Origin of the sequence: Streptomyces sp. CCM_MD2014, from assembly GCF_000772045.1 — a bacterium.
Lineage (GTDB): Bacteria > Actinomycetota > Actinomycetes > Streptomycetales > Streptomycetaceae > Streptomyces > Streptomyces salinarius.
The window spans coordinates 6,499,256-6,513,128 of sequence record NZ_CP009754.1 but is presented as its reverse complement, the minus strand read 5'-3'; the positions used below and the strand labels follow the sequence as shown (position 1 = coordinate 6,513,128).

The window sequence follows — 13,873 nt, the reverse complement described above, 5'->3', positions numbered from 1 at the left end:
CGGCGCGGGTCCGCGCCCGGGGGTCAGCGCAGGCTGCGCACGTCGAGGTGGCGCAGGACCCGGTCGACGATCTCCGGGTCGGCGCCGGGCTCGCTGCGGGCGGCCAGCACCTCGTGCCGGGCGGCGCTCAGCATCTCGCCCTGGATGCGCCGCACCCGTTTGATCCGCCGGGCCCGCTGTTCCTGCGCCTCCCGGCGCTCCTCGTCCCCGAGGTCCGGGCTGATCCGTATGCCGATGTCGAAGGCGCGCCGCAGCATCTGCTCGGACAGCTCCTCCGGCAGGTCCTCGACCGCTTCGATCTCCTTGAGCCGCTGCTTGGCCGCCTTGGCCGCCCGCAGGGCCAGGCCCCGCTCGAACTCCTGCTCCCGCTCGGTGTCGGCCCGCACCCCGAGCCGGCCCACCAGCCAGGGCAGCGTGAGGCCCTGCAGCAGCAGCGTGCCCATGATCACCCCGAACGCGATGAAGACGATCTCGTCCCGGTGCGGGAAGGGCGCCCCGTCGTCGGTCTCCAGGGGGATCGCCAGGGCGAGCGCGACGGAGGCCACGCCTCGCATCCCCGCCCACCACATGACCACCGTCTCCCGCCAGCTGGTCGGGATGTCCTCGTCCTGGTCGCGCCGGGCGTGCAGCCGCTGGGTCAGCCAGGTGGCCGGCAGCAGCCACAGCAGCCGGACCAGGACGACGACGGCCAGGATCGCCGCCGCCCAGCCCAGCATCTGGGTCCAGCGGCCGGAGGCGGTGCGGACGGCGTTGTGCAGTTCGAGCCCGATCAGCCCGAAGGCCACCCCGGTGACCAGGGTGTCGACCACGTCCCAGACGGTGTGGCCGCCGAGCCGGGTCATCACGTCGTCGGCGTCCGAGGCGTACTCGGCGAGGAACATGGCGGTGGTCAGCACGGCGAGGACGCCCGAGCCGTGCAGTTCGTCGGCGGCGACGTAGCTCACGAACGGCACCAGCAGCGTCAGCCCGATCTGGAGGGTCGGGTCGCCCAGCACGCCCATGAGCTTGTTGGAGCCCCAGCCCAGGGCCAGCCCGACCGCGACGGCGACGACGGCGGACAGCACCAGGTCGAGCCCGGCCTCCCACGGCGAGAAGGAACCGCCGACCGCGGCGGCGATGGCCACGTGGTACAGCACGATGGCCGTCACGTCGTTGAAGAGCCCCTCGCCCTCCAGGATGGAGACCAGGCGGCGCGGCAGCCCCAGCTGCCCGGCGACGGCGGTCGCGGCGACCGGGTCGGGCGGCGCCACCAGAGCGCCCAGCGCGAAGGCGGCGGCGAGCGGCAGGCCCGGCACGATCGCGTGAACCACGGAGGCCACGCAGACCATGGTGACGAAGACCAGCGCGACGGCCAGCAGGAAGATCGGGCGCTTGTTGGCCGCGAACTGCCGCCAGGACGTGCGCCGCACGGCGGCGTACAGCAGCGGCGGCAGCAGCCCGGGCAGGATCAGTTCGGGCGGGATGTCGACGTTGGGCACGAAGTCGAGCAGGGCCAGGACGATCCCGAGGACGGTCATCAGCACCGGCGCCGGCAGTCCGAGCCGGGCACCGATCGGGACGCTCAGCAGGGCCCCGAGCAACAGCATGAACAACAGGGCCAGCTGATCCACGGTCACCGCTCCGGTGGGGTCTAGGGGCTGTGGTCTGGGCGTTCACCCGGCGGCCCCAAGCCTGCCACGTCACCGGCCCCACCAGCCGGTTCGGCGCCCTGGCTACAGAAAGCGGCGCATCGCGCGGTGGGGGATCCCGGCGTCGGGGAACTCGGGCCCGTACGCCTGGTACCCCAACCGTTCGTAAAATCCCAGGGCGTGGGTCTGCGCGTGCAGGTCCACCGCCGTGAGTCCGCGCGCGCGTGCGGCGTCCTCCACGGCCCGCACCAGCGCGGCCCCGACGCCGAGACCGCGGGCCGCCGCGGTCACCGCGAGCCGGCCCAGGGAGCCGACGGCCGGGTCGCCGTCGCCGTTCTTCGCGGCGGCTGCCGCGCCGTGCAGCAGGCGGCCGGTGCCGAGCGGAACGCCGTCCGCGCGGACGGCCAGGACGTGCACGGCTCCGGCGTCGTAGGCGTCGTACTCGATGTCCTCGGGGACCTTCTGCTCGGCGACGAAGACCTCCTTGCGCACCGCGAAGCAGGCCTCGCGGTCGGCGGGGTCCTCGGCGACGCGTATCTCGTAGGCCGGGGCCGGACTCGGGGCGCTCATCCGTAGGTCTCCTCGCGGACCTGGTCGAGGGCCTGCTGGAGGTCCTCGGGGTAGTCGCTGGCGTACTCGACCCAGTCGCCGGTGCCGGGGTGCTCGAAGCCGAGGCGTACGGCGTGCAGCCACTGGCGGGTCAGCCGCAGCCGCTTGGCGAGGGTGGGGTCCGCGCCGTAGGTCAGGTCGCCGACGCAGGGATGGCGGTGGGCGGCCATGTGGACGCGGATCTGGTGGGTGCGGCCGGTCTCCAGCTTCACGTCGAGCAGGGAGGCGGCGCGGAAGGCCTCGATGAGGTCGTAGTGCGTGACGGAGGGCTTGCCCTCGGCGGTGACGGCCCACTTGTAGTCGTGCTGGGGGTGGCGGCCGATGGGGGCGTCGATGGTGCCGCTGGTCGGGTCGGGGTGGCCCTGCACCAGCGTGTGGTAGCGCTTGTCGACCGTGCGCTCCTTGAACTGGCGCTTGAGCGAGGTGTAGGCGCGCTCGGACTTGGCCACCGCCATCAGGCCGGAGGTGCCGACGTCGAGGCGGTGCACGATGCCCTGGCGCTCGGCGGCGCCGGAGGTGGAGACGCGGAACCCGGCGGCGGCCAGTCCGCCGATGACGGTCGGGCCGTTCCAGCCCGGGGACGGGTGGGCGGCGACGCCGACCGGCTTGACGATCACGACGACGTCCTCGTCGTCGTGCACGATCTCCATGCCCTCGACGGGCTCGGCGACCACCTGCACCGGCGCGGCCGCCTGCGGCATCTCGACCTCGAGCCAGGCGCCGCCGTGGACCCGCTCGGACTTGCCGACCACCGATCCGTCGACCTGCACCTTCCCCGCCGCCGCCAGCTCGGCGGCCTTGGTGCGGGAGAAGCCGAACATGCGGGAGATGGCGGCGTCGACGCGCTCGCCCTCCAGGCCGTCGGGCACGGGCAGGGTACGGATCTCGGGAATCGTGCTCACCCGTCGAGTATGCCGGACGGCCCGGACCCGCCCGAACGCGCGCTCAGTCCCTGTGGACGATCGCACCCCTGTGGACAACCCGGCTCCCCGTGCGGGTCAGTCCTCGGTCAGTCCTTGTGGACGGTCCCGTCCGGGTCCAGGCCCCGGAAGGAGAGGATCACGATCAGGATGCCGCCGCAGACGATCGCCGAGTCGGCGAGGTTGAACACGGCGAAGTGCTTGGGCGCGATGAAGTCCACGACCGCGCCCTCGAAGACGCCGGGCGCGCGGAAGATCCGGTCGGTGAGGTTGCCCAGGGCACCGCCGAGCAGCAGGCCGAGCGCGATCGCCCAGGGCAGGCTGCGCAGCTTGCGCGCGAGGCGGGCGATCACGACGATCACGGCCGCCGCGATCACCGTGAAGATGATCGTGAAGGCCTCGCCGAAGCCGAAGGCGGCGCCCGCGTTGCGGATCGCCGCGAGCCGCAGCCAGTCACCGATGATCTCGATCGGCTCGTGGTGCTCCAGCTTCGCGACCACGATCATCTTGCTGACCAGGTCGAGCAGGTACGCGAACACCGCGACCGCGAACAGCACGGCGACCCGGCGCTTGCCCCGAGGGCTTTCCGGAGCCGGCTCCCGCGTCTGCTCCTGCTCGGCGTCGGGCCGCTCCTGCCCGTCCCCCGCCGCGTCCGGGGTGTCCGGAGTACCGATGATGCGCTCCGCCTCTGCCACGTGAGTCCCTCAGCCTAGGTCCTTGACTGAGGACGAGGGTACGGCACGCCACCCGTCCCGGCTGCTGGCCAGTACCGGCTCAGTACCGCCGCTCCTGCTTCTGCTTGCACTCGACGCACAGGGTGGCCCTGGGGAAGGCCTGCATCCGCGCCTTGCCGATCGGGTTGCCGCAGTTCTCGCACAGGCCGTAGGTGCCCGCGTCCAGGCGTTCCAGGGCGCGCTCGGTCTGGGTGAGCACCTCGCGCGCGGTGGCGGCCAGCGCCAGCTCGTGCTCGCGCGTGATGTTCTTGCTGCCGGTGTCGGCCTCGTCGTCGCCCGCGCCGTCGCCGGAGTCCCGCATCATGCCCTGCAGCGACCGTTCGGAGGAGTCGATCTCGGTGCGCAGCCGGTCGGCCTCGGACTGCAGCTCGCCTCGCGCTTCCTCGACCTCTTCCGGGGTCCAGGGTTCCTCGCCGGGGCGTACCGCGAGTTCGCCGGGGTCCGCGGCGGTGCCGCGGGCCTTGGGGACAGCGGTCTTGGCCGCCGTGGCCGTGCCAGGAGTCTTCTTCGCAACCACCGTCGTGGCTCCCGTCTGCTCCGCGGCCTCGGCCGCGCCCACTTTCTTGGCCGTGCTCTTCTTCGCCGTGCTCTTCTTCGCCGTGCTCTTCCCGGCCGTGCTCCCGCTCGCCGCGGACTTCTTCGCCGGGGCCGTCTTCGCCGCGGTCTCCTTCGCCGGGCTCTTCCTCGCCGCGGTCTTCTTCGCCGCGGTCTTCTTCGCCGCCTTCTTCTCCGGGTCCTGCTCCGCGGCGCTCTCCTCGCCGGCGCCCTGCTTCGCGGCCGTCGTCTTCTTCTTCGCCACCATGGCCGCGGCCCCTTCACATATTGTGATCTTGCGCGCGAATCGTGCTGGGACGATAAATCGACTCCGGTCCCGCGGCAACGGGGCACGCCGCCCGACTCGCCCGCCCACCGTGCGCCGCGCGGCGAGCATGCATGCGTTGTGCCCAGCTCCCCGCCCGGTAATCCGCCGGAACCTCCCCCGGCCGGCCCGGCCGGGGGACGGCCCCCGGACGGCGGCATTCGGGTCACCCCGAAACCGGTCGGCCGCTGTCCGCGCGGCGCCGTACACTGGGCGCAGCGAAAAGCGTGGATGGGGACGAGTAGCGGCGTCAGCAGCCCAGAGCGACCCGGGGACGGTGTGAGCCCGGGGGCGAGCGCGACGTGAAGATCACCCCGGAGCCGCCGGAAGAAAGCCGTGGCAGGACAGTCGCGGCGAGTAGAACCGGCTCGCGACCCCAATGAGGGGGCTCACCGGAGCACACGACGCACCGGCCGGGCCAAGGAGGGTGGTACCGCGGGAGCACGGCTCTCGTCCCTCCGACGGAAGGCAGCACGTCCGCCGGAGGAAGCTCGTTGAATACGCAGCCGCAGTACCGCCAGGTGCCCGCCCAGGTCGACCTGCCCGCGCTCGAACACGCGGTGCTCGACTTCTGGCGCGAGCAGAAGATCTTCGCCAAGAGCCTGGAGCAGTCCGAGGGCCGCCCCGAGTGGGTGTTCTACGAGGGCCCGCCCACCGCCAACGGCATGCCCGGCGCCCACCACATCGAGGCGCGCGTCTTCAAGGACGTCTTCCCCCGCTTCCGCACGATGCGCGGCTACCACGTGGGCCGCAAGGCCGGCTGGGACTGCCACGGCCTGCCCGTGGAGCTGGCGGTGGAGAAGGAGCTGGGCTTCTCCGGCAAGCAGGACATCGAGGCGTACGGCATCGCCGAGTTCAACGCGAAGTGCCGCGAGTCGGTGACCCGTCACACCGACGCCTTCGAGGAGCTCACGACCCGCATGGGCTACTGGGCCGACCTCCAGGACCCGTACCGCACGATGGACCCGGAGTACATCGAGTCCGTCTGGTGGTCGCTGAAGGAGATCTTCAACAAGGGCCTGCTGGTCCAGGACCACCGGGTCGCCCCCTGGTGCCCCCGCTGCGGCACCGGCCTGTCCGACCACGAGCTGGCCCAGGGCTACGAGACGGTCGTCGACCCGTCCGTCTACGTCCGCTTCCCGCTGACCTCGGGCCCGCTGGCCGGCGAGGCCGCGCTGGTCGTCTGGACCACGACCCCGTGGACCCTGGTGTCCAACACCGCGGTCGCCGCGCACCCCGAGGTCACCTACGTCGTCGCGACCGACGGCGAGGAGAAGCTCGTCGTCGCCGAGCCGCTGCTGGAGAAGGCCCTCGGCGAGGGCTGGGAGACCACCGGGCAGTCCTTCACCGGCGCCGAGATGGAGCGCTGGACGTACCGGCGCCCCTTCGAGCTGGTCGAGTTCCCGGAACCCGCGCACTACGTGGTGAACGCCGACTACGTCACCACCGAGGACGGCACCGGCCTCGTCCACCAGTCCCCCGCCTTCGGTGAGGACGACCTCAAGGTCTGCCGCGCGTACGGCCTGCCGGTGGTCAACCCGGTCCGCCCGGACGGCACCTTCGAGGAGGACGTCCCGCTGGTCGGCGGCGTCTTCTTCAAGAAGGCCGACGAGAAGCTGACCGAGGACCTGGACGCCCGGGGCCTGCTCTTCAAGCACATCCCGTACGAGCACAGCTACCCGCACTGCTGGCGCTGCCACACGGCCCTGCTCTACTACGCGCAGCCGTCCTGGTACATCCGCACCACCGCGATCAAGGACCGGCTCCTCCAGGAGAACGAGAAGACCAACTGGTTCCCGGAGGCGGTCAAGCACGGCCGGTACGGCGACTGGCTGAACAACAACATCGACTGGGCCCTGTCCCGCAACCGCTACTGGGGCACCCCGCTGCCGATCTGGCGCTGCGAGGAGGACCACCTCACGGTCGTCGGCTCCCGCGCGGAGCTGACCGAGCTGTCCGGCACCGACCAGTCGGCCCTGGACCCGCACCGGCCGTTCATCGACGAGGTCACCTTCGCCTGCCCGCAGGACGGCTGCGGGAAGACGGCCACGCGCGTGCCGGAGGTCATCGACGCCTGGTACGACTCGGGTTCGATGCCGTTCGCGCAGTGGGGCTACCCGTACAAGAACAAGGAGCTGTTCGAGAGCCGCTACCCGGCGCAGTTCATCTCCGAGGCCATCGACCAGACCCGCGGCTGGTTCTACACGCTGATGGCGGTCGGCACCCTGGTCTTCGACAAGTCGTCCTACGAGAACGTGGTCTGCCTCGGCCACATCCTCGCCGAGGACGGCCGCAAGATGTCCAAGCACCTGGGCAACATCCTGCAGCCCATCCCGCTCATGGACCAGCACGGCGCCGACGCGGTGCGCTGGTTCATGGCGGCCGGCGGCTCGCCCTGGGCGGCCCGCCGGGTGGGCCACGGCACCATCCAGGAGGTCGTCCGCAAGACGCTCCTCACGTACTGGAACACGGTCGCCTTCCAGGCCCTGTACGCCCGCACCTCGGGCTGGGCGCCGAGCGAGGCGGACCCGGCCCCGGCCGACCGCCCGGTGCTGGACCGCTGGCTGCTCTCCGAGCTGCACGCGCTCACCGACCAGGTCACCCAGGCACTGGACGCCTACGACACCCAGCGGGCCGGCAAGCTGCTGTCCGCGTTCGTGGACGACCTGTCCAACTGGTACGTGCGCCGCTCCCGCCGCCGCTTCTGGCAGGGCGACAAGGCCGCGCTGCGCACCCTGCACGAGGTCGTCGAGACGGTCACCAAGCTGATGGCGCCGCTCACCCCGTTCATCACCGAGCGGGTCTGGCAGGACCTGGTGGTGCCGGTCACCCCGGGCGCGCCGGAGTCGGTCCACCTGTCCTCGTGGCCGGAGGCCGACCTCACGGCGATCGACCCGGAGCTGTCGAAGCAGATGGTTCTGGTCCGCCGCCTGGTCGAGCTCGGCCGTGCCACGCGAGCGGAGTCGGGTGTCAAGACCCGGCAGCCGCTCAGCCGCGCCCTGATCGCGGTGGCGGGCTTCGACGCACTCTCCCCCGAGCTGCACGCGCAGATCACGGAGGAGCTGAACGTCGAGTCCCTCGCCTCGCTCAGCGAGGTCGGCGGTTCCCTGGTCGACACGACGGCGAAGGCCAACTTCCGGGCGCTGGGCAAGCGGTTCGGCAAGCGGGTGCAGGACGTCGCGAAGGCCGTCGCGGCCGCGGACGCCGCCGCGCTGTCCCTCGCCCTGCGCGAGGGCACGGCCTCCGTGGAGGTCGACGGCGAGACGATCACCCTCGCTCCGGACGAGGTGATCATCACGGAGACGCCGCGCGAGGGCTGGTCCGTCGCCTCCGACTCGGGCGCGACGGTGGCGCTCGACCTGGAGCTGACGGAGGAGCTGCGCCGGGCGGGCCTCGCCCGGGACGCGATCCGCCTGATCCAGGAGGCCCGCAAGAACAGCGGCCTCGACGTGGCGGACCGGATCGCCCTGCGCTGGACGGCCACGGACCCGGCGACGATCGCGGCCCTGACCGACCACGCGGGCCTGATCGCCGACGAGGTCCTGGCGACGGACTTCGCGCAGGGCGAGGCGGACGACACCTACGGCGCCCCGTTCACGGACGAGGGCCTGTCCCTGGTGTTCCGCCTGCGCAAGCAGTAGCCGAGGGAAGGCAACGAGGGCCCGCATCTACGGCATGCGGGCCCTCCGCGTAGCTGCGGGCAGTCGTGCCGCGGGACGGCACGGGTGGGCGGCAGGACACCTCCCAGGCCGTTCAGGCACTGGGGGAGGCACCCCGCACCGCCGGGCAGCGCACCCGTCCCCACAGCAACGCCCCGCACCTGGAACCTCGCACGCCAAAGGGCGGGCCCCGGGTCGGAAAACCCGGGGCCCGCCCTGAACGCTGCCGACGGCGACGCCGTACTACCTACCGGACGTCAGTCCGACACAGCTCAGTTGTCGTCCTCGTCGATCAGGAACCCGCGCATCGGCGAAGGCGCCTGCCCCATCGGCGACGGCCCCTGCGGCCGCACCGGCGCCATCGGCTGGGTCATCGCCGGCGACATCTGCTGCTGACCGCCGTAGGACGGACCCGACTGGCTCGGGCCGCTGCCCATCGACTGGTTGCCGCCGTAGGACGGGGCGCTCGCACCGGCCGGTGCCATCGAGGGCGCCGGGGACGGCGGCAGAGACGCCGTCGCGGGCGTACGCGGCGGGGCGAGCGAGTCGTCCGCCTGCGTCTCCAGCTGGCGCAGCTGCGACTCCAGGTAGGACTTCAGCCGCGTGCGGTACTCGCGCTCGAAGCCGCGCAGGTCCTCGACCTTGCGCTCCAGCGTGGCGCGGGCGGACTCCAGGGAGCCCATCGCGACGCGGTGCTTCTCCTGCGCGTCCCGCTCCAGGGCGTCGGCCTTGGCGCGGGCGTCCCGCTCCAGACCCTCGGCACGCGAACGCGCCTCGCCGACGATCTTGTTGGCCTCGGAACGGGCCTCGGCGATCGCCTGGTCGGCGGTCTGCTGGGCCAGCGAGAGCACGCGGGCGGCGCTGTCGCCACCCGGACCGCCCTGGCCGGGCATGCCGGGACCACCGGGACCCTGCGGGCCGCCCATGGGGCCGCCCATCGGACCGGGACCCATCTGGCCCTGCATCGGACCCGGGCCCTGGCCCATCGGCCCCGGACCCTGACCCATCGGGCCGGGGCCCTGCGGGCCACCCTGTCCGCCGGGGCCGGCGGGCAGCTGCGGGGCACCGCTCGGCAGCTGGGGCGGGCCACCCATGGGGCCACCCATCTGCTGCTGCGGCGGGCCCGATATGCCGGCGGGCACCGGAGCGCCGGGACCTCGCATGCCCTGCTGCGGCATACCGCCCTGCTGCGGCGGCCCCTGCTGCTGGTGCTGCTGCTGATCCTGCGGCGGTTCCGGAGGCTTGCGCATGTTCTGCTGGTTCTGCGCGGCCGCGCGCGTCGCCGCGGCCAGCTTGGCGCGCAGGTCCTCGTTCTCGCGGAGCAGTCGGGTCAGTTCGGCTTCGACCTCGTCGAGGAAGGCATCGACCTCGTCCTCGTCATAGCCTTCTCGGAGGCGGACGGTCGTGAACTGCTTGTTCCGCACGTCCTCGGGGGTCAACGGCATCTCTTCACCTCAACGTTGTCGTCGGCATTCGGCAAGCCCGTATCTCTCTCATCGATCACAGCCGGCTCACGATCGAGATCAGGATGTAGACGATGATCATCAGTACGAAGAAGGACAGGTCGAGCGCCACGCCCCCGAGACGCAGCGGCGGGATGAACCGCCGCAGAAGCTTCAGCGGTGGATCGGTGACAGTGTAGGTGGCCTCCAGAACGACCACCATCGCCTTGCCGGGTTGCCACGAGCGGGCGAACTGGAAGACGTAGTCCATGACCAACCGGAAGATGAGCACGATGAGGAAGCACATCAGCGCGATGTAGACGACATCCAGGACCACGCTCATGACCCTTGCTTCCCTCTCCCCTGAACCATCTCTCGGACCCGTTGTCGGATCCGTGTGTCTTGCTCACTGCCGGTGGTGCGTCTCAGCTCTGGTTGAAGAACCCGCCCTCTGCGATGCGGGCCTTGTCCTCCGCCGTGACATCGACGTTAGCAGGAGACAGCAGGAACACCTTCTGCGTCACCCGCTCGATACTGCCGTGAAGACCAAACACCAAACCGGCCGCAAAGTCGACAAGTCGCTTCGCATCTGTGTCATCCATCTCAGTGAGATTCATGATCACCGGAGTGCCCTCACGGAAGTGTTCCCCGATGGTACGGGCCTCGTTGTAGGTCCGGGGGTGAAGCGTGGTGATCCGGTAGGGCTCTCGTTCGGACACGACCTTGGGCATGATGACCGGTGCGCTCTTTTCCAGGCTTGCGCGTTCTTGTGTGATGGACGCCACGGGCGCGATGCGCGCCGGACGACTCGATTCCGCCGCGAGCGAAGCGGAACGGGGCATGGGCTCGCGCTGCGCGGGCGGTTGGACGACTCGTACCTCTTCGTCCCTTTGGGGCTGATGTGAACCATGTGACTGGTGCGCCGGTTCATGGCGCCGGTGATCCCGCTCGGGTTCCGGGTCCAGCTCGGGTTCGAAGTCGTCGTCGGGGTCGAAGCCCCGGCCGTCGTACCCATCGTCCTCCACGAGGCCGAGGTAGACCGCCATCTTGCGCATCGCGCCGGCCATTCTCTGAGTCCTCCGCTCTGTGGTGGATCTGCCGACGACTCCAAGTGCCTGCGATCCACGAGGTCGTTGCCTCCGCCTTTCGGCGGTAATGACCATATTTTCTGCTGTGGTCCGACTTCTTGGCGACGTTACCCGAGCACGGGTCGGACTCCGAGTACCGCAGTGCCGACGCGTACATGTGTCGCTCCGGCGGCCACGGCCTGTTCGAGGTCCGCACTCATTCCTGCGGAGACCATGTTCGCAGCCGGATGGGTTCGGCGCACGCGGGTCGACAAATCCATGAGGTGCTCGAACGCCGCCTGTTGGCGTCCGGCGTACTCGCCGGTGAGCGGGGCCACGGTCATCAGCCCGTCGAACCTCAGCCCGTCCGATCCGGCGACCAGGTCGGCCAACTCTTCGATTCCTTCGGGCGAGACGCCGCCGCGCTCCCCGCGTCCGCTCTCCCCCGCGTCGAGCGCGACCTGGAGGAGGCAGCCCACCTCGCGGCCGGCCCGTACGGCCTCCTTGGACAGGGCCGTGACGAGCCTGGCCCGGTCCACGGACTGCACGACGTCCGCGTAACCGACCACGGAACGCACCTTGTTGGTCTGCAACTGGCCGACGAAATGCCATGAAAGCGGCAGATCCGAGCAAGCTGCGGCCTTGGGAGCGGCGTCCTGGTCGCGGTTCTCCGCGACGTGACGCACCCCCAGTTCGGAGAGAATGCGCACATCGTCCGCCGGGTAGGTCTTGGTGACCACGATGAGGGTCACGTCTTCGCGCGGGCGGTTCGCAGCCTCACATGCGGCGGCGATGCGCTCTTCCACTTTCGCCAGGTTCGCGGCGAGTTCCTGCTTACGGTCCGTCATGCCCCATCAGTCCAGCCAGACGTAGCCCGCGAGCCGCCCGGTGGTGCGGTCGCGTCGGTACGAGAAGTGGTCCTTCGACTCCCGGGTGCACACCGGCGACTGCGCCCGGTCGCGCACCCCCAGGCGCTCGAGCTGCGCGTGCACTCCGGCGCTCACGTCGACGGCCGGTGTGCCCCAACTCGTGTCGGCGTGCGCGGCCGGCTCGACGGCGGCCACCTCGGCGCGCATCTGCTCGGGCACCTCGTAGCACCGGCCGCACACCGCGGGTCCGGTGCGGGCGACGATCCGGGCGGGGTCCGCGCCGAGTTCGGTCATGGCCCGTACGGCGGCGGGGACCACCCCGGCGACCAGTCCGGGCCGGCCCGCGTGGGCCGCGGCGGCGATGCCGGCGACCGGGTCGGCGAGCAGGACGGGCACGCAGTCGGCGGTGAGGACGGCGAGGGCGAGACCGCGCTCGGCGGTGACGACGGCGTCGACCCGTGGCACCGGCCGGTCCCCCCAGGGTGCGTCGACCACGGCGACGTCGGCGCCGTGCACCTGGTTCATCCAGACCACCCGGGCCGGGTCGGCGCCCAGCGCCTTGGCCGCCAGCTCCCGGTTGGCCGTGACGGCGGCGGGGTCGTCGCCGACCGCGCCGCCGAGGTTGAGCTCCTCGTACGGAACGGCGCTCACTCCGCCCCACCGGTCGGTGAAGCCGAAGTGCGCGCCGTTCACGGTGTCGCGCTGTCCTATCACTTCAGGAAGTCCGGCACGTCCAGTTCCTCGGCCGCGCTGTCCGAGTAGGTGCGGGACGGCGGGACCGGCGGCGGGGAGACCGGCGGCAGGTCACTCACCGGCTCCGGCGCGGGTGCCGGCTCGGGCTCCTCCTTCGGCTTAACGCTGCCGAGCGAGCCGAAGGACGGGCGGCTCTCGGGCTGCCGGGCCGGGGCGGGCTCCTCGCGCTTGGCCTGGGAGGAGGCGCCGAGGACGTTGTCCCGCTGCTTGGAGGGCGGCTGGCCCCCGTCGAAGCCCGCCGCGATCACGGTGACCCGCACCTCGTCGCCGAGGGCGTCGTCGATGACCGCGCCGAAGATGATGTTGGCCTCGGGGTGGGCGGCCTCGCTGACCAGCTGGGCGGCCTCGTTGATCTCGAACAGGCCGAGGTCGGAGCCGCCGGAGATGGAGAGCAGGACGCCCCGGGCGCCGTCGATGGACGCCTCGAGCAGCGGGGAGGAGATCGCCATCTCGGCCGCGGCCACCGCGCGGTCGTCGCCGCGGGCCGAGCCGATGCCCATGAGGGCCGAACCGGCCTCGGACATGACCGACTTCACGTCGGCGAAGTCCAGGTTGATCAGGCCGGGGGTGGTGATGAGGTCGGTGATGCCCTGCACACCGGAGAGCAGCACCTGGTCGGCGGACTTGAACGCGTCGAGCACGCTGACCTGGCGGTCCGAGATGGACAGCAGCCGGTCGTTGGGAATGACGATGAGGGTGTCGACCTCTTCGCGGAGTTCCGCGATGCCGTCCTCGGCCTGGTTGGCCCGGCGCCGTCCCTCGAAGGTGAACGGGCGGGTGACCACGCCGATGGTGAGGGCGCCCAGCGAGCGGGCGATGTTGGCCACGACGGGCGCGCCGCCGGTGCCGGTGCCGCCGCCTTCACCGGCTGTCACGAAGACCATGTCGGCCCCCTTGAGGACCTCCTCGATCTCCTCGCGGTGGTCCTCGGCGGCCTTGCGGCCGACGGCCGGGTTGGCTCCGGCGCCGAGTCCGCGGGTGAGTTCGCGGCCGACGTCGAGCTTGACGTCGGCGTCGCTCATCAACAGCGCCTGCGCGTCCGTGTTGATGGCGATGAACTCGACGCCCTTGAGACCGACCTCGATCATCCGGTTGATGGCATTGACACCACCGCCGCCGACACCGATGACTTTGATGACTGCGAGGTAGTTCTGCGGTGCTGCCACGTCGAAGGCCTCTCGCCTCGAGTTACGTGTCGCCCGACCGCCGAAGCACTGATGCCCCCGCGACCCGACGACTGATGCCGATTGGGACGGTCCGTAGCGCCGACCCGAACCCTAACGCTGAAGTTTAGGGTTACCAGTGTGTCTGTTCCTTGGACTCTTCCGAACAG

At 71.1% G+C, this 13,873-nt stretch carries 12 protein-coding genes; 1 reads left to right on the top strand and 11 read right to left on the bottom strand.

The window, feature by feature from the left end; genetic code table 11:
- Positions 1–23: 23 nt before the first annotated feature.
- The 5 genes from NI25_RS28930 to NI25_RS28910 form a co-directional block, all read right to left on the bottom strand.
- Positions 24–1,610 (bottom strand): Na+/H+ antiporter, encoded by a 1,587-nt coding sequence (locus tag NI25_RS28930; protein ID WP_061447144.1) that lies wholly within the window; start codon positions 1,608–1,610, stop codon positions 24–26.
- Positions 1,611–1,712: 102 nt separating this feature from the next.
- Positions 1,713–2,198 (bottom strand): GNAT family N-acetyltransferase, encoded by a 486-nt coding sequence (locus NI25_RS28925; RefSeq protein WP_061445258.1) that lies wholly within the window; start codon positions 2,196–2,198, stop codon positions 1,713–1,715.
- Positions 2,195–3,139, bottom strand: coding sequence for an RluA family pseudouridine synthase (locus NI25_RS28920; protein WP_061445257.1), 945 nt, complete (start codon positions 3,137–3,139; stop codon positions 2,195–2,197). The genes NI25_RS28925 and NI25_RS28920 overlap by 4 nt, the downstream gene beginning before the upstream one ends.
- Before the next feature lie 107 nt (positions 3,140–3,246).
- Positions 3,247–3,852, bottom strand: coding sequence for a signal peptidase II (gene lspA, locus NI25_RS28915; RefSeq protein WP_061445256.1), 606 nt, complete (start codon positions 3,850–3,852; stop codon positions 3,247–3,249).
- Between the two features lie 79 nt (positions 3,853–3,931).
- The gene (locus NI25_RS28910; protein ID WP_061445255.1) at positions 3,932–4,693 is read right to left on the bottom strand and encodes a TraR/DksA family transcriptional regulator; all 762 of its coding nucleotides are present in this window, start codon (positions 4,691–4,693) and stop codon (positions 3,932–3,934) included.
- Positions 4,694–5,244: 551 nt separating this feature from the next.
- On the opposite strand from NI25_RS28910, the gene ileS reads away from it, so the two are divergent.
- On the top strand, positions 5,245–8,391 hold the full coding sequence (gene ileS / locus NI25_RS28905) for an isoleucine--tRNA ligase (RefSeq protein WP_061445254.1): 3,147 nt from the start codon (positions 5,245–5,247) through the stop codon (positions 8,389–8,391).
- A gap of 290 nt (positions 8,392–8,681) precedes the next feature.
- On the opposite strand, the gene divIVA is transcribed toward ileS, so the two are convergent.
- The 6 genes from divIVA to ftsZ all read right to left on the bottom strand — a co-directional run bounded on the left by divIVA (position 8,682) and on the right by ftsZ (position 13,706).
- A complete protein-coding gene (divIVA, locus tag NI25_RS28900; RefSeq protein WP_061445253.1) occupies positions 8,682–9,854 on the bottom strand; it encodes an apical growth/hyphal branching protein DivIVA in 1,173 nt (390 codons plus the stop codon).
- Between the two features lie 55 nt (positions 9,855–9,909).
- Positions 9,910–10,194 carry a YggT family protein gene (locus tag NI25_RS28895; protein WP_007448661.1) on the bottom strand — a complete coding sequence of 95 codons (285 nt, stop codon included), beginning with the start codon at positions 10,192–10,194 and terminating at the stop codon, positions 9,910–9,912.
- An 82-nt stretch (positions 10,195–10,276) separates the two neighbouring features.
- Positions 10,277–10,918: a cell division protein SepF gene (locus NI25_RS28890; RefSeq protein ID WP_007448662.1), complete on the bottom strand. Its 642-nt coding sequence runs from the start codon at positions 10,916–10,918 to the stop codon at positions 10,277–10,279.
- Between the two features lie 128 nt (positions 10,919–11,046).
- The gene (locus tag NI25_RS28885) at positions 11,047–11,766 is read right to left on the bottom strand and encodes a YggS family pyridoxal phosphate-dependent enzyme (protein WP_061445252.1); all 720 of its coding nucleotides are present in this window, start codon (positions 11,764–11,766) and stop codon (positions 11,047–11,049) included.
- Positions 11,767–11,772: 6 nt separating this feature from the next.
- Positions 11,773–12,501 (bottom strand): peptidoglycan editing factor PgeF, encoded by a 729-nt coding sequence (pgeF, locus tag NI25_RS28880; protein WP_061445251.1) that lies wholly within the window; start codon positions 12,499–12,501, stop codon positions 11,773–11,775.
- On the bottom strand, positions 12,498–13,706 hold the full coding sequence (ftsZ, locus tag NI25_RS28875) for a cell division protein FtsZ (RefSeq protein WP_061445250.1): 1,209 nt from the start codon (positions 13,704–13,706) through the stop codon (positions 12,498–12,500). The genes pgeF and ftsZ overlap by 4 nt, the downstream gene beginning before the upstream one ends.
- Positions 13,707–13,873: the final 167 nt, after the last annotated feature.